13 protein-coding genes are annotated in these 15261 nt (G+C 70.9%); 4 read left to right on the top strand and 9 right to left on the bottom strand.

Annotated elements, in window-relative coordinates; translation table 11 throughout:
- The first annotated feature begins 1 nt into the window (after position 1).
- From AA0Z99_RS06360 to AA0Z99_RS06370, 3 genes are read left to right on the top strand one after another with little or no spacing between them, the layout of a single operon-like run.
- Positions 2 to 964, top strand: coding sequence for a mechanosensitive ion channel family protein (locus AA0Z99_RS06360; protein WP_413320528.1), 963 nt, complete (start codon positions 2 to 4; stop codon positions 962 to 964).
- Complete coding sequence (locus tag AA0Z99_RS06365; RefSeq protein WP_413320530.1) at positions 961 to 1359, top strand: globin; 399 nt, start codon at positions 961 to 963, stop codon at positions 1357 to 1359. The genes AA0Z99_RS06360 and AA0Z99_RS06365 overlap by 4 nt, the downstream gene beginning before the upstream one ends.
- A gap of 25 nt (positions 1360 to 1384) precedes the next feature.
- Positions 1385 to 3049, top strand: a complete 1665-nt coding sequence (locus AA0Z99_RS06370; protein WP_413320532.1) for an FAD-binding dehydrogenase — start codon at positions 1385 to 1387, stop codon at positions 3047 to 3049.
- A gap of 69 nt (positions 3050 to 3118) precedes the next feature.
- Here AA0Z99_RS06370 and AA0Z99_RS06375 read toward each other — a convergent pair whose 3' ends face one another.
- The 5 genes from AA0Z99_RS06375 to AA0Z99_RS06395 form a co-directional block, all read right to left on the bottom strand.
- Positions 3119 to 3535, bottom strand: coding sequence for a cytochrome c oxidase subunit 4 (locus AA0Z99_RS06375; RefSeq protein WP_413320534.1), 417 nt, complete (start codon positions 3533 to 3535; stop codon positions 3119 to 3121).
- A 1-nt stretch (position 3536) separates the two neighbouring features.
- Complete coding sequence (gene ctaD, locus AA0Z99_RS06380; RefSeq protein ID WP_413320536.1) at positions 3537 to 5261, bottom strand: cytochrome c oxidase subunit I; 1725 nt, start codon at positions 5259 to 5261, stop codon at positions 3537 to 3539.
- A complete protein-coding gene (locus tag AA0Z99_RS06385; RefSeq protein ID WP_413320538.1) occupies positions 5258 to 6163 on the bottom strand; it encodes a cytochrome c oxidase subunit II in 906 nt (301 codons plus the stop codon). The genes ctaD and AA0Z99_RS06385 overlap by 4 nt, the downstream gene beginning before the upstream one ends.
- 155 nt (positions 6164 to 6318) lie before the next feature.
- Positions 6319 to 6660: a HesB/IscA family protein gene (locus tag AA0Z99_RS06390; RefSeq protein ID WP_413320540.1), complete on the bottom strand. Its 342-nt coding sequence runs from the start codon at positions 6658 to 6660 to the stop codon at positions 6319 to 6321.
- A 49-nt stretch (positions 6661 to 6709) separates the two neighbouring features.
- The gene (locus tag AA0Z99_RS06395) at positions 6710 to 8134 is read right to left on the bottom strand and encodes a dipeptidase (protein ID WP_413320542.1); all 1425 of its coding nucleotides are present in this window, start codon (positions 8132 to 8134) and stop codon (positions 6710 to 6712) included.
- Between the two features lie 83 nt (positions 8135 to 8217).
- On the opposite strand from AA0Z99_RS06395, the gene AA0Z99_RS06400 reads away from it, so the two are divergent.
- On the top strand, positions 8218 to 8778 hold the full coding sequence (locus tag AA0Z99_RS06400; RefSeq protein WP_413320544.1) for a DUF3043 domain-containing protein: 561 nt from the start codon (positions 8218 to 8220) through the stop codon (positions 8776 to 8778).
- Positions 8779 to 8826: 48 nt separating this feature from the next.
- Here the strand turns inward: AA0Z99_RS06400 and AA0Z99_RS06405 are convergent, their stop codons facing one another.
- From AA0Z99_RS06405 to dnaE, 4 genes are all read right to left on the bottom strand, one after another.
- Positions 8827 to 9846: a quinone-dependent dihydroorotate dehydrogenase gene (locus tag AA0Z99_RS06405; protein ID WP_413320546.1), complete on the bottom strand. Its 1020-nt coding sequence runs from the start codon at positions 9844 to 9846 to the stop codon at positions 8827 to 8829.
- Positions 9843 to 10307 (bottom strand): transcriptional regulator NrdR, encoded by a 465-nt coding sequence (gene nrdR / locus AA0Z99_RS06410; protein ID WP_413320548.1) that lies wholly within the window; start codon positions 10305 to 10307, stop codon positions 9843 to 9845. Before nrdR ends, AA0Z99_RS06405 begins: the two co-directional genes overlap by 4 nt.
- Positions 10307 to 11635, bottom strand: a complete 1329-nt coding sequence (gene hisD, locus AA0Z99_RS06415) for a histidinol dehydrogenase (RefSeq protein WP_413320550.1) — start codon at positions 11633 to 11635, stop codon at positions 10307 to 10309. Before hisD ends, nrdR begins: the two co-directional genes overlap by 1 nt.
- Before the next feature lie 113 nt (positions 11636 to 11748).
- Positions 11749 to 15255 (bottom strand): DNA polymerase III subunit alpha, encoded by a 3507-nt coding sequence (gene dnaE / locus AA0Z99_RS06420; RefSeq protein ID WP_413320552.1) that lies wholly within the window; start codon positions 15253 to 15255, stop codon positions 11749 to 11751.
- Positions 15256 to 15261 lie beyond the last annotated feature (6 nt).

The following is a 15261-nucleotide window of genomic DNA, read 5'->3' on the forward strand; positions in this document are numbered from 1 at the left end:
CGTGGCTGAGACGGGCTCCGCCGTGGTCGGCGCTGCTGCGACGGGCGGCGAGGGCGAGGGCGTCGACTGGGCGGCAGTGGCCGCCTGGTGGGAGGCCTGGGGCACGCCCATCGGCGTGCTGCTCGTGGTCGTCGGCGCCTTCATCGCCTACGCGATCCTGAAGACCGTGGTCCGCCGCGTCGTCGACGGCGTCGTCACGGGCGTCAAGCGCAAGGCGGACGCGGCCGACACCGAGGCGCTCGTCAACTCACCGCTCGCGCAGGTGCGCGTCGTGCAGCGCACCCGCGCGATCGGCAGCGTGCTCAACACCCTCGCCGGATGGCTGATCGGCGCGTTCGCGCTCATCCTGATCCTCAGCATCCTGGGCGTCGAGCCTGCGTCGCTCGTCGCGATGGCCGGCTTCCTGGGCGCGGCGGCGGGCATCGGCGCCCAGGGCGTCATCAAGGACTTCCTGAACGGCCTCTTCATGGTCTTCGAGGATCAGCTCGGGATCGGCGACACCGTCGACCTCGGCGAGGCCTCCGGCGTCGTCGAATCGGTGGGGATCCGCATCACGCAGGTGCGCGACGTGAACGGCACGCTCTGGTACGTGCGCAACGGCGAGATCGTCCGCGTCGGCAACGAGTCGCAGGGCTGGGCCCGCGTCGTGATCGACCAGGCCGTGCCCTACGAATCCGACATCGACGCCGTGACGGATCGGCTGCTGCAGGTCGCGACCGACATGAGCGAGGACGTCGAGTGGCTCGGCCGCATCATCGACAAGCCGGAGGTGTGGGGCATCGAGTCGGTCTCGGCCGAGGCCGTCGTCATCCGCCTCGTGGTCAAGACGCGCGCGAGCGCGAAGTACGCGGCGGGGCGCGAGCTGCGCCGGCGCGTCAAGGAGGGTCTCGACGACCTCGGCGTCACGCTCCCCTCGCTGCAGAAGATCGTCGTCAAGGGGATGGACGAGAGCGGCGCACCATGACGGGATCGCGCGAGCAGACCCTCTTCGACGCCGTCGGCGGGGAGCCCTTCTTCCGCCGCCTGGTGCACGAGTTCTACGAGCGGGTGTGGGCCGATGCCGTGCTGCGCGCGATGTACCCGCAGGAGGATCGCGCCGGCGCCGAGGATCGCTTCAGCCTCTTCCTGATGCAGTACTGGGGCGGCCCGGGCACCTACAGCGCGCAGCGCGGCCACCCGCGGCTGCGCATGCGGCACTCGCCGTTCCCGATCGACCACGACGCGCGCAACCGCTGGATCGCCTGCATGACGGCGGCGCTCGACGAGCTGGATCCCGCGCCGCTGCACCGAGCAGAGCTCGAGGACTACTTCGACCGCGCGGCCACCGCGATGGTCAACCGCAACCCGCTCTTCCGCTGAGCGAGCGCCGCACCGAGGAGGCACCATGGCCCACCAGACCGACGCGATCGTCATCGGCAGCGGACTCTCGGGCCTCGTCGCCGCGTGCACGGCGCTCGATCGCGGCCGCACCGTGACGATCGTCGAGCAGGAAGGCCCGCAGTCGATCGGCGGGCAGGCCTTCTGGTCCTTCGGCGGGCTCTTCCTCGTCGACACCCCCGAGCAGCGCCGGCTGGGCATCGACGACTCGCTCGAGCTCGCCTGGCACGACTGGGAGCGCGCAGCCGGCTTCGACCGCGACGACGCCGACGGTCAGGACCGCTGGTCGCGCCGCTGGGCCGACGCGTACCTCGACTTCGCCCACCGGGACCTGCGGCCGTGGCTGCGGGAGCTCGGCATCCCGCTCTTCCCGATCGTCGGGCACGCCGAGCGCGGCGCGCGCACCGAGGGCGGCCACGGCAACACCGTGCCTCGCTTCCACATCGCCTGGGGCACCGGCCCGGGCATCGTCGCGCCGTTCACGCGGCGACTGCGGGACGCGGTGCGCGAGGGCCGTGCGCGCCTCGCCTTCCGCCACCGCGTGACGGAGCTGCTGGTCGAGGAGGGCCGCGTCGTGGGCGTCGCCGGCGATCGGCTCGCCGACGACGTCACCGTGCGGGGCGAGCCCTCCAGCCGCGAGGTCGTCGGCGACTTCGCGCTGCGCGCAGAGAGCGTCGTCGTCGCCACCGGCGGCATCGGCGGCGCACTGGATCGCGTGCGAGCGCTGTGGCCGGCCTCGCTCGGCTCCCCGCCGGCCGAGGCCGTGCGAGGGGTGCCTGTGCACGTCGACGGCTCCGGGCTGGCGCTCGCGGGCGAGGCCGGGGCTCGACTCGTGAACGGCGACCGGATGTGGCACTACACCGAGGGCGTCAAGAACTGGGATCCGGTCTGGCCCGACCACGGCATCCGCATCCTGCCCGGTCCCTCGAGCCTCTGGCTCGACCACCGGGGGCACCGCCTGCCCTCCCCCAACTACCCGGGCTTCGACACCCTGACGACGCTCGCGCACCTCCGCTCCGTCGGCGCGGAGCACTCGTGGTTCGTGCTGACGCAGTCGATCGCCGAGAAGGAGCTCACCCTCTCGGGCTCGGAGCAGAACCCCGACCTCACCGGCCGCAGCCTGCGACGCCTCGCGCAGCGCATCCTGCCCGGCGCCCCCGCGCCCGTGCAGGCGTTCCTCGACCACGGCGAGGACTTCATCGTCGCCGGATCGCTCACCGAGCTGCTCGACGGCATGGAGCGCCTCGGCGCGGGCGCCGACGGCACCACCGCCATCGATCGCGCGGCGGTCGTCGCGGCCATCGAGGAGCGCGACGCCGCCGTGGCCGACCCTGCCTCGACCGACCCGCAGGCGGTCGAGATCCGACGCGCCCGCCGGTACCTCGGCGACCGGCTCGTTCGCACCGCATCGCCCCACCGGATCCTCGACGAGCGCCACTGGCCGCTCATCGCCGTGCGCTTGCGCACCCTCACACGCAAGACCCTCGGCGGCATCCAGACCGACCTCGACTCGCGGGCGCTCAGCGCCGACGGCGAGCCGGTGCCCGGACTCTTCGCGGTCGGCGAGGCGGCCGGCTTCGGCGGGGGCGGCGTGCACGGCCACCGCGCGCTCGAGGGCACGTTCCTCGGCGGATGCCTCCACACGGGGCTGCGCGCCGGCCGCGTCATCTGACGCACGACGAAGCGCCCCGCCCCACGAGGGGGCGGGGCGCTTCGCGCGGCCGCCGCGAGCGGCTCCGTCTCAGCGGCTGAAGTTGCCGCGGTAGTGCTCGTAGACCCAGCCGACCATCGTGATCGCCAGCAGGCCGCCACCGATCGGGAACAGGAAGGTGGGGCCGGCGAACCCGAAGAAGAGCAGCGCGAGCGCTGCGGCCAGGCCGATCGGCCACCAGCTCCACGGCGCGAAGTGCCCCATCTCGGGGTCGTCGTCGTCGAGCTCGCCATCGGCGCGGTCGGCCGCGAACTCGCCTCGCTGCCCGCGGTAGACGAGCACGAGGTAGAAGCCGATCAGGGTCGCCAGCACGCCCGTGAGGGCCATGCCGAGCGTGCCCGTCCACTCGACGCTGTCGTAGGAGATCAGGCTCCACACCGTGTACGCCGCGGCGCACAGGTAGAAGAACACCGAGATGATCCCCAGCAGGATGATGTTCGCCCGCATGTCAGCGCACCTCGTCGTTCGAGAGATCCTTGACCGGTCGCTCCGGTGCATCCTTCAGCGGGCCGACGCCCACCTGCATGCCGGCGTTCGGGTGGTGCAGGTCGAACGCGGGCGACTCCGAGCGGATGCGCGGGATCGAGTTGAAGTTGTGGCGGGGCGGCGGGCAGCTGGTCGCCCACTCGAGCGAGCGGCCGGTGCCCCACGGGTCGTCCACCTCGACCTTGGGCGCGGTGCGCGCGGTGATCCAGACGTTCCAGAGGAACGGGATCATCGACGCCGCCAGGATCATCGCGCCGACGGTGGAGAGCTGGTTCATCCAGGTGAACCCGTCCTCCTCGAGGTACGTGTAGTAGCGGCGCGGCATGCCGACGACGCCCAGCCAGTGCTGCACGAGGAAGGTGACGTGGAAGCCGATGAACAGCATCCAGAAGTGCACGTGGCCCAGCCGGTCGTTGAGCATCTTGCCGGTCCACTTCGGCCACCAGAAGTAGAAGCCCGAGAACATGGCGAACACGACCGTGCCGAAGACGACGTAGTGGAAGTGCGCGACGACGAAGTAGGTGTCGGAGACGTGGAAGTCGAGCGGCGGCGAGGCGAGGATGATGCCGGTGAGGCCGCCGAAGGTGAACGTCACGAGGAAGCCGAATGCCCACAGCATGGGCGACTCCCACGTGATCGACCCGCGCCACATCGTGCCGATCCAGTTGAAGATCTTCACGCCGGTCGGCACCGCGATCAGCATCGTCATGAGCGCGAACCACGGCAGCAGCACGGTACCCGTCACGTACATGTGGTGCGCCCACACCGTGACCGAGAGCGCGGCGATCGCGATCGTCGCGCCGACGAGCGTGTTGTAGCCGAAGATCGGCTTGCGGCTGAAGACCGGGATGACCTCGGAGATGATGCCGAAGAACGGCAGCGCGATGATGTAGACCTCAGGGTGCCCGAAGAACCAGAACAGGTGCTGCCAGAGCACGACGCCGCCGTTGGCCGGGTCGTAGACGTGGCCGCCCAGGATGCGGTCGATCGCGAGGCCGAAGAAGGCTGCGGCGAGCACCGGGAACGCGATGATCACGAGGATCGACGTGATGAGGATGTTCCAGCTGAAGATCGACATCCGGAACATCGTCATGCCGGGGGCGCGCATCGTCATGATCGTGGTGATGAAGTTGACGCCACCCATGATCGTGCCGAAGCCCGACATCGCGAGGCCCAGCACCCAGAGGTCGCCGCCCATGCCGGGCGAGAACGCCGTCGTGCTCAGCGGCACGTAGCCCGTCCAGCCGAAGGAGGCTGCGCCCTGGGGCGTCAGGAACCCGGCGACGGCCATCATCGACCCGAACGAGAAGAGCCAGAAGGCCAGCGCGTTCAGGCGGGGGAAGGCGACGTCCGGGGCGCCGATGTGCAGCGGCATGAGGACGTTGGCGAAGCCCGCGAACAGCGGCGTCGCGAACATCAGCAGCATGATCGTGCCGTGCATGGTGAAGAGCTGGTTGTACTGCTCCTCGGTCGGCACGACCGCGAGGCCCGGCGCGAACAGCTGCGCGCGGATCAGCAGCGCCATCACGCCGCCGATCAGGAAGAACAGGAACGACGTGATCAGGTACATGTACCCGATCGTCTTGTGGTCCGTGGAGGTGATCCAGCTGACGAGCACGTTGCCCTTGCGCTGAGCGCTGGGGCTCACCGGCGTCTGGGTCGTGTCGCGCGTCGCGGTGGCGGTCATCGGTCGCTCTCGCCTTCGTACGTGGTGTCCTGTTCCTCGTCCGCCTCGGGGTCGACGTCGCCGTCGCCCGTGAAGGGGTTGAGCGACTCGTCGATCGCGCCGACGTTGCCGGCGGCCTCGAGGCTCTCGAGGTACGCGTCGTACTCCTCGGGGCTGACGAGCTCGACGTCGAAGAGCATCTGCGAGTGGTACTCGCCGCAGAGCTCGGCGCACTTGCCGGTCAGCGTGCCCTCCTGCGAGCCGGTCTCGAAGTACATGTGGTTGGTGAGACCGGGGAGCATGTCCTTCTTGTAGAGGTACTCCACGATCCAGAAGGAGTGCGCGACGTCGCGGGCCTCGAGGGTGATCTCGATCGAGGAGTCCGTCGGGAGGTACAGCGTGGGCAGCGACTCGGCGTCGATCTGGTTGGTCTCGGGGTCGGTCTGCGCCTGCAGCCCCTGGAAGTAGACCGGGTCCTGACCCTCGCGCTCGTAGACGAAGTCCCAGGCCCAGCGCTTTCCGTAGACGGTCAGCGAGTAGTCGGGATCCTCGATCGGCTCCTCGATGGCTGCCTGGTCACGCGCGGTGAAGGCGAAGAAGCCGGCGATGAGGATGACGGGCACGATCGTGAAGAAGATCTCGAACGGCATGTGGTAGCGCAGCTGCACCGGCAGGCCGCTCTGGCCACGACGGCGGCGGTAGGCGATGCCCGCCCAGATCATCAGGCCCCAGGTGATGAGGCCGACGCCCAGCAGGACGATCCACGAGGTCGTCCACAGACCCATGATGCGGTCGACGTGGTTCGTGAGGCCGGACTCCGACGGCATGTACCCCTGCAGCTGTGCCTGGGTGCAACCGGCGAGCGCCAGCGCCACCACCACGGCGAGCGGGGCCGCGATCCAACGAGATCGACGAGTGCGCAATGTCTTCCTCCGACTCTTGTGAACGTCTGCTTCGATCCTAGTACCCACAGACGCCGCTCAGGCTCCTGCGACGCTCCCCACAAGGGCCGGTGGAAAGCGACACGCCGCCGATCCGAGGATCGGCGGCGTGTCGCGGAAGGACGCGGTATCGCGACCTAGTGGAACGAGTCGCCGCAGGCGCAGGACCCGCCGGCGTTCGGGTTGTCCATCGTGAAGCCCTGCTTCTGGATCGTGTCCTCGAAGTCGATGGTCGACCCGTCGAGGTAGGGCACGCTCATGCGGTCGACGATGACCTCGACGCCGTCGAAGTCGCGGATCGAGTCGCCGTCGAGCCGACGCTCGTCGAAGTAGAGCTGGTAGATCAGCCCCGAGCAGCCGCCCGGCTGCACCGCGACCCGCAGGCGCAGGTCGTCGCGCCCCTCCTGGTCCAGCAGGCGGCGCACCTTGTCGGCGGCCGTGTCGGTGAGGTTGACGCCGTGCGTCATGACATCCGTCATCTCAGCTCCTCTCGAAAGCCACGGGACCGTGATCCCGTCACCCTCGATGCTACTCGCGACCCTCCGAGACGCGCGAGAGCAGCAGCGCCTCGGCGGCGATCGACTTGCGCAGCACGCCGAGGTGCTGCGACTCGTTCGGGCTGTGCGCCATCGTCGCCGGATCCTCGACGCCCGTCACGAGGATCTGCGCCTCGGGGAACTGGCGCACCAGGTCGGCGATGAACGGGATGGAACCGCCGATGCCCGCCTCGACCGGCTGCGCGCCCCACGCATCCGCCATTGCCTGCGTGACCGCGGTCGCGCCCCAGCCGGTCGAGTCGACCAGGAACGGGTCGCCGAGGTCGACGCTGTCGTAGGCGACGTGCGCGCCGAAGGGCACGTGCGCCGCGATGTGCCGCTGCAGCGCCTCGAAGGCGTCGGCCGCCGTCTGGCCGGGCGCGATGCGCGCCGAGAGGCGGAACCGCACGCTGGGCAGGATCGTGTTGGACGCGTCGGCCACCGCGGGTGCGTCGATGCCGGTGATGGTGATGGCCGGCTTCGCCCACAGCCGCGAGAGCACGGGGCCGGAGCCGACGAGCCCGACGCCCTCCAGGAGGCCCGCCTCGGCGCGCACGTGCGCCTCGGTCTGCTCGGGCACGTCGAGGTCGGCCTCCGTGAGGCCCTCGACCGCCACCGAGCCGTCGTCGGCCCAGAGGCTGGCGGCGAGCGTGGCGAAGGCCATCATGGCGTCGGGCACCGCGCCGCCGAACATGCCGGAGTGGCTCGCGTGCTCGAGCGTCGTGATCGTCACGTTGCACGCCGCGTTGCCGCGCAGCGCCACCGTGAGCGAGGGGATCTCGGTCGACCAGTTGTCGCTGTCGGCCACCACGATGAGGTCTGCGCGCAGCACGTCGGCGTGCAGCTCCAGGAACCGCTGGAACGAGCGGGAGCCGTGCTCCTCCTCGCCCTCGATGAACAGCGCGAGGCCCACCTCGGGGTCGACGGCCTCGGCGAGCGCGCGGATCGCGGCGATGTGGGTGATGACGCCGGCCTTGTCGTCGGATGCGCCGCGACCGTAGAGGCGGCCGTCGATCTCGGTGGGCTCGAAGGGCTTCGTGCGCCACAGCGCCTCGTCGCCCCACGGCTGCACGTCGTGGTGGGCGTAGAGCAGCACCGTCGGCCTGCCGCCCCTGGCGGCGCGCACCGCGAGCACGGCGGGCTGGCCGAGCTGCTCGGTGTCGCCGATCGGCGCGCGCTCGATGGAGACGCGCTCGAACACGCCGGTGCCCTCGGCGAGCGCGGCGACCGCCTCAGCGCTCGCCTGCACCTGCGCCGGGTCGTAGGCGTCCCACGCGACCGAGGGGATGCGCACGAGCGCCTTCAGGTCGTCGACCGCGCGATCGAAGCCGGCATCGACGGCGGCGAGGACGGCGCGGTCGCGGTCGGAGAGGGCGTCGCGCGAGGGCGCGCTGGGGTCAGCGTCGTGTGCAGTCATGCGCTCGATCCTAGGCGGCCCCCTGCGCGTCGCGGCGGTACCATGGAGCGATCCCCCGCGACCGACTCGAGAAGGACCTCCCCGTGGCGCTGTTCAGCCGTTCTGCCGACGACAAGGCTCCGACCGAGCCCCTGCAGGAAGGCCGGAGGACGCCGAAGCAGTCGGAGCAGGTCGCCCGCAACCGCCGCCCGCTGGTGCCGGAGGACCGCAAGGAGGCCCGGCGCCAGGTGCAGGAGAAGATGCGCGCCGAGCGCCAGAAGGCCCGCGTCGGGTTCGAGCGCGGCGACGAGAAGTACCTGCCGCCGCGCGACAAGGGGCCCGTGCGTCGCTACGTGCGCGACTTCGTCGACGCGCGCCTCTCGATCGGCACGGCGGCCATGCCCGTCATGGTCGTGGTGCTGATCCTGACCTTCATCAACGACCCGCAGTGGCGCCTGATCGCCAACCTCGTGCTGTGGGCGTTCGTCGCCGTCGTCATCCTCGACTCGGTGCTGATGGCGTGGCAGGTGCGCCGCGCGGTGCGCGCGAAGTTCGGCGACAAGGATGCCAAGGGCCACGGCTGGTACGCCACGATGCGCTCGGTGCAGCTGCCGTTCATGCGCATGCCGAAGCCGCAGACGAAGCTCTTCCGCTACCCGGAGTAGGCGTCGCCCGCAGCCGCTGCGCAGGTCGGCGGTGAGCGCGACGGCGGCTCAGCCGCTGCGGAGGCCCCGGTTGATCTCGCGCGCCCAGCCCGGGCCGCGGTACACGAAGGCCGTGTAGCCCTGGACGAGCGCTGCGCCCGCGGCGAGCCGCTCGCGCACGTCGTCGGCCGTCTCGACACCCCCGGCGGAGACGACGTCGATCTGCTCGGGCAGCGCCGCGCGCAGCCGCCGCAGCACCTCGAGCGAGCGGCGGGCGACCGGCGGGCCGGACAGGCCGCCAGCACCGGCCCGCGCCACGGCATCAGCGCTCGAGCGCAGCCCCGCCCGACGGATCGTGGTGTTGGTGGCGATGACCCCGGCGAGCTCGAGGCGCGCGGCGAGCGCGGCGATGCCCTCGACCTGCTCGTCGTCGAGGTCGGGAGCGATCTTCACGAGCACGGGCGTCGCGCCGGCGGCTGCGCGGATGGCCGCGAGCAGCGGCTCGAGCACCTCGGTCTCCTGCAGGCCGCGGAGCCCTGGCGTGTTGGGCGACGAGACGTTCACCGCAAGGTAGTCGGCGACGGGCGCCACCAGTCGCGTCGACCGCAGGTAGTCCCGCTCGACCGCGACGGCGTCGTCGGCGTCGACGACGCGGCTCTTGCCGATGTTGACGCCGATCACGGGCCGCGAGCGAGCCGCGCGGGCTGCGGCGATGCGCTCGACGGCGGCGGCCGCTCCCCCGTTGTTGAAGCCCATGCGGTTGATGAGCGCGCGGTCCTCCGTGAGTCGGAACAGCCGCGGCTGCGGGTTGCCGGGCTGCGGCTGCGCGGTCAGGGTGCCGACCTCGACGTGCCCGAAGCCGAGCGCGCCGAGACCGGCGATCATGGTCGCGTCCTTGTCGAACCCCGCGGCGACGCCGAACGGCGTGGGGAACGCGCGGCCGAGCGCTCGGGTGCGCAGCGCCGGGTCGGTGCGCACACCGGGGCGCGCGACGCCGATCGCCCTGATGGCCGTGGCGCCGAGGTGGTGCGCGCGCTCGGGATCGACGCGGGCGAAGCCGTGCCGGAACAGCAGGTCGTAGGCGCTCACTCGGTGGCACCCTCCGGGCGCGCAGCGCGCAGCGCGCCGATCGCCGCCTCGAAGTCGTCGAGCGAGTCGAAGTTGTTGTAGACGCTGGCGAAGCGCAGGTAGGCGACCTCGTCGAGCTCGCGCAGCGGCGGCAGCACGGCGAGGCCGATCTCGTTCGCGTCGATCTGGCTCGCGCCCGTCGCCCGGATGGTCTCCTCGACCGACTGCGCGACGCCCGCGAGGTCGGCGTCGGTGACGGGGCGGCCGCGCACGGCCTTGCGCACGCCCTCGATGACCTTCTCGCGACGGAAGGGCTCGAGCACGCCGGAGCGCTTCACCACCGACAGGCTCGCGGTCTCCGTGGTGGTGAAGCGACGGCCGCACTCGGTGCACTGGCGGCGTCGGCGGATGGACGTGCCGTCGTCGCTCGTGCGCGAGTCGACCACGCGCGAGTCGGGGTTGCGGCAGAAGGGGCAGTGCATCAGCGCGCCCCGGTGGGCTCGGCGCTGCGGTCGAAGCGCGCCTCGACCGCCTCGCCGTGAGCGGGGAGCCCTTCCGCGGCGGCGAGCGCGCTCACCTCCGCACGCACCTCGGCGAGGGCGGCGCGGTCGTAGCGCACGACCTGCTGGGCTCGCAGGAAGGTCGCGGCGCCGAGCCCCGGCACGCGGCGCGCCTGGCCGCCGGTCGGGAGCACGTGGTTGGAGCCGGCGGCGTAGTCGCCGAGGCTCACCGGGGTGTCCGGGCCGAGGAAGATGGCGCCGGCGTGCCGCACGAGCGCGAGCACCGAGTCATCGTCGCGCGTCATGATCTCGAGGTGCTCGGGCGCATAGGCGTCGCTGACGCGCGCGGCGGCCTCGAGGTCGGCCACCAGCACGATCGCCGACTGCTCCCCGGTCAGCGCGGCACGCACGCGCTCGGCGGCCGAAGCGGCGCCGGCGCGACGGGTCAGGGCTGCCTCGACGCGGTCGGCGAGGTCGGCCGAGTCGGTGACGAGCACGGCGCAGGCGAGCTCGTCGTGCTCGGCTTGGCTGACGAGATCGGCCGCGACGAGCTCGGCATCGGCAGCGGCGTCGGCGATCACGAGGATCTCGGTCGGGCCGGCCTCGGCGTCGACGCGGACGGTGCCCGCGACGACGCGCTTGGCGGCGGCGACGAACACGTTGCCCGGCCCCGTGACCACGTCGACCGGGGCGAGCCCGATCGCTGGGATGCCGTGCGCCAGGGCGCCGATGGCGCCGGCACCGCCCATCGCGTAGACCTCGTCGATGCCGAGGAGCGCGCACGCGGCGAGGATGGTGGGGTGGGGCAGGCCGCCGTGCTCCGCCTGCGCCGGGCTCGCGACCGCGATGGAGCGCACACCGGCCGCCTGCGCCGCGACCACGTTCATCACGACGCTCGACGGGTACACCGCCTTGCCTCCTGGCACGTAGAGCCCGACGCGGTCGACCGGCTGCCAGCGCAGCTCGATCTCGGCGCCCGCGCCGAGGTGGGCGATCATCGGCGGCGGCACCTGCGCCTTCGAGCCGACGCGCACGCGCTCTATCGCCGTCTCGAGCGCCGATCGCACGTCGGCGTCGAGCGCGTCCAGCGCATCCGCCATCGCCGATGCGGGCACCGCGATGGCCGAGGGACGCACGCCGTCGAACCGCTCGGCCTGCTCGACGAGCGCGTCGGCGCCGCGCTCGCGCACGGCGTCGATGAGCTCGGTCGCGGCCGTCAGGGATGCCGAGACGTCGATCGCGGGGCGCGGCAGCAGAGCGCGGAGCTCCTCGTCGCCGGGCAAGGTCGTCAGATCGATTCGTCGGAGCACGGTCTCCATCGTAGATCGCTCGGGGCGCTGCCGATGGCGAGTGGTCGCCGCCACGGGGGCGACGACGTCGGACGAGCCCTCGCCGCAGCTGCCTGCGACGGAGCGCCCGCGAGTCAGGCGATCGACGCGGGGCCGAGCAGGCTCTTGATCTCGCCGAAGAGGTCGGAGGAGACGCGCACCCGCTGCGGCAGGGAGAACACCCGCTCGAGGTCTGGCCGCTGCAGCGCGATCCGCACGTCGGTGGGCCCGGCGTGGCGCTCGAGCAGACCGCGCAGCTCGCGCATGGCCGTCATGGAGGCGCGCCGCTCCGGGATCCGCAGTTCGAGCGGCCTCGTCTCGTCGATCGGCTGCACGTCGGGCGTGTCGATCGCGTTCGCGTGCACCGACACCGAGTCGTCGCGTGTGCGCACGCGACCGCGCACCACCACCACCTGATCGGCCTGCAGCGCCGCGCGATACTCCGTGTAGGTCTTGCCGAGCACCATGATCTCGAGCTCGCCGCTGAAGTCCTCGACGGCGATGATGCCGTAGGGGTTGCCCGAGTTGCGCGCCACGCGGTGCTGCACGCTCGTGATGAGCCCGGCGAGCGAGACGTGCTCGCCGTCCTCGACCTCCTGCAGCTCCTGGATCTGGTGCGTCGCGTGCTTCGCGAGCTCGAGCTCGAGGCCGGAGAGCGGATGGTCGGAGACGTAGAGCCCGAGCATCTCGCGCTCGAACGCCAGCTTGTCCTGCTTGCCCCACTCCGGCCGATCCGGCACGCGATCGGCGACCGCGTCCAGGTCGTCGAACATGTCGCCGAAGAGGTCGACCTGCCCGTTCGCCTCGTTGCGCTTGATGGAGACGGCCGCGTCCACCGCATCCTCGTGGATCTCGAGCATCGCCCGTCGGGTCACGCCCATCGTGTCGAAGCCGCCCGACTTGATGAGCGACTCGACGGTGCGCTTGTTGGCGACGCCGAGCGGCACCTTCTTCAGGAAGTCGTGGAACGACGCGAACGCGCCCTCGCGCTTGCGGGCCGCCACGATGCCGTCCACGACGCCCTCGCCGACGTTGCGCACGGCACCGAGGCCGAAGCGGATGTCGTCGCCGACTGCCGTGAAGTAGAGGGTGGACTCGTTGACGTCCGGCGGCTGCACCGTGATGCCCATCCGTCGGCACTCGGACAGGTAGATCGCCATCTTGTCCTTGGAGTCGCCGACGCTCGTCAGCAGCGCCGCCATGTACTCGGCCGGGTAGTGCGCCTTGAGGAACGCGGTCCAGTAGGAGATGACGCCGTAGGCGGCGGAGTGCGCCTTGTTGAAGGCGTAGTCGGAGAAGGGCAGCAGGATGTCCCACAGGGCCTTCACGGCCGCGGCGGAGTAGCCGCGCTCCAGCATGCCGCCGGAGAACGCCTCGAACTGCTTGTCGAGCTCCTCCTTCTTCTTCTTGCCCATCGCGCGCCGGAGGATGTCGGCCTGGCCGAGCGTGTAGCCGGCGACCTTCTGCGCGACCGCCATCACCTGCTCCTGGTAGATGATGAGGCCGTAGGACTCCGAGAGGATCTCGGCCAGCGGCTCCTCGAGCTCGGGGTGGATGGGCGTGATCGGCTGCGCGCCGTTCTTGCGCAGCGCGTAGTTCGTGTGCGAGTCGGCGCCCATCGGGCCCGGCCGGTAGAGCGCGATCACCGCCGAGATGTCGCCGAAGCTGTCGGGCTTCATGAGCCGCAGCAGCGAGCGCAGCGGCCCGCCGTCGAGCTGGAACACGCCCAGGGTGTCACCGCGCTGCAGCAGCTCGTAGGCACCGCGGTCGTCGAGCGGCAGCGTCTCGAGGTCGATCTCCTCGCCGCGGTTCGCGCGGATGTTGTCGAGCGCATCCGAGACGATCGTGAGGTTGCGCAGCCCCAGGAAGTCCATCTTGATCAGGCCGAGCGACTCGCACGCGGGGTAGTCGAACTGCGTGATGATCGCGCCGTCCTGCTCGCGCTTCATGATCGGGATGATGTCGATCAGCGGGTCGGAGGACATGATGACGCCCGCCGCGTGCACGCCCCACTGGCGCTTGAGGTTCTCGAGGCCGAGCGCGGTCTCGTAGACGGTCTTCGCGTCGGGATCGGATTCGATGAGCGCGCGGAAGTCGCCGGCCTCCTTGTAGCGCTCGTGCGAGGGATCCGTGATGCCGGTGAGCGGGATGTCCTTCGCCATGATCGCCGGCGGCATCGCCTTCGTCAGCCTGTCGCCCATGCCGAAGGGGAAGCCCAGCACGCGGCTCGCATCCTTGAGCGCCTGCTTCTGCTTGATCGTGCCGTAGGTCACGATCTGCGCGACGCGCTCGGTGCCGTACTTCTCGGTGACGTAGCGGATGACCTCGCCGCGGCGACGATCGTCGAAGTCGATGTCGAAGTCGGGCATCGAGACGCGATCGGGGTTGAGGAACCGCTCGAAGATGAGGCCGTGCTCGAGCGGGTCGAGGTCGGTGATGCGCATCGCGTAGGCGGCCATCGAGCCGGCGCCGGAGCCGCGCCCCGGTCCGACGCGGATGCCGTTGTCCTTCGCCCAGTTGATGAAGTCGGCGACCACGAGGAAGTAGCCGGGGAAGCCCATGCCCGAGATGACGCCGATCTCGTACTCGGCCTGCGCCCGCACCGCGTCGGGGATGCCGCTCGGGTAGCGGCGCTCGAGCCCCGCGTGCACCTCGTGGCGGAACCAGGAGTGCTCGTCGTGCCCCTCCGGCACCGGGTAGCGCGGCATGTAGTTGGCGCTCGTGTCGAACTCGACGTCGCACCGCTCGGCGATGAGCAGCGTGTTGTCGCACGCCTCCGGCAGGTCGCGGAAGAGGTGCCGCATCTCTGCGGCGGACTTCACGTAGTAGCCCCCGCCGTCGAGCCGGAACCGGTTCGGGTCGTCCATCGTCGAACCGGACTGCACGCACAGCAGCGCGTCGTGGCTCTTGGCATCCTCGGCGCGCGTGTAGTGCAGGTCGTTGGTCGCCAGCAGCGGCAGCCCCAGCCGCGAGCCGATCTCGAGCAGACCGTCGCGCACGCGTCGCTCGATCTCGAGGCCGTGGTCCATGAGCTCGAGGAAGTAGTTGTCGGCGCCGAAGAGGTCGCGGTAGGAGGCGGCGGCCTCGAGCGCCTGGTCGAACTGCCCGAGTCGGAGCCTCGTCTGCACCTCGCCGGAGGGGCAGCCGGTCGTGGCGATCAGCCCGCCGGAGTACTGCTCGAGCAGCTCGCGATCCATGCGCGGCTTGAAGTAGTAGCCCTCCATGGAGGCGTACGACGACAGCCGGAAGAGGTTGTGGAGCCCCTCGTTGTTCTCGGCCAGCAGCGTCATGTGCGTGTACGCGCCGCCGCCGGAGACGTCGTCGCCGGAGGGCGCGCCCTGGTCGCCCCACTTGACGCGGGTGCGCTCCGAGCGGTGGGTGCCGGGCGTGATGTAGGCCTCGGTGCCGATGATGGGCTTCAGCCCCTGCGCCTTCGCCGCCCTCCAGAACTCGAAGGCGCCGAAGACGTTGCCGTGGTCGGTCATCGCGACGGCGGGCATGCCCTCGTCGTGCACCGCCTGCATCAGGTCCTTGATGCGTGCTGCGCCGTCCAGCATCGAGTACTCGGTGTGGACGTGGAGGTGCGCGAAGGAGTCTGCCATGGCCCA

Origin of the sequence: Agrococcus phoenicis (assembly GCF_047302415.1) — a bacterium.
In the GTDB taxonomy this organism is placed as follows: Bacteria; Actinomycetota; Actinomycetes; order Actinomycetales; family Microbacteriaceae; genus Agrococcus.

Excerpts from the sequence above, each read along its gene's own strand:
- AA0Z99_RS06365 (WP_413320530.1), top strand. The coding sequence starts at position 961 with ATGACGGGATCGCGCGAGCAGACCCTCTTCGACGCCGTCGGCGGGGAG.
- AA0Z99_RS06370 (WP_413320532.1), top strand. The coding sequence starts at position 1,385 with ATGGCCCACCAGACCGACGCGATCGTCATCGGCAGCGGACTCTCGGGC.
- AA0Z99_RS06375 (WP_413320534.1), bottom strand. The coding sequence starts at position 3,535 with ATGCGGGCGAACATCATCCTGCTGGGGATCATCTCGGTGTTCTTCTAC.
- ctaD (WP_413320536.1), bottom strand. The coding sequence starts at position 5,261 with ATGACCGCCACCGCGACGCGCGACACGACCCAGACGCCGGTGAGCCCC.
- AA0Z99_RS06390 (WP_413320540.1), bottom strand. The coding sequence starts at position 6,660 with ATGACGGATGTCATGACGCACGGCGTCAACCTCACCGACACGGCCGCC.
- AA0Z99_RS06395 (WP_413320542.1), bottom strand. The coding sequence starts at position 8,134 with ATGACTGCACACGACGCTGACCCCAGCGCGCCCTCGCGCGACGCCCTC.
- nrdR (WP_413320548.1), bottom strand. The coding sequence starts at position 10,307 with ATGCACTGCCCCTTCTGCCGCAACCCCGACTCGCGCGTGGTCGACTCG.
- dnaE (WP_413320552.1), bottom strand. The coding sequence starts at position 15,255 with ATGGCAGACTCCTTCGCGCACCTCCACGTCCACACCGAGTACTCGATG.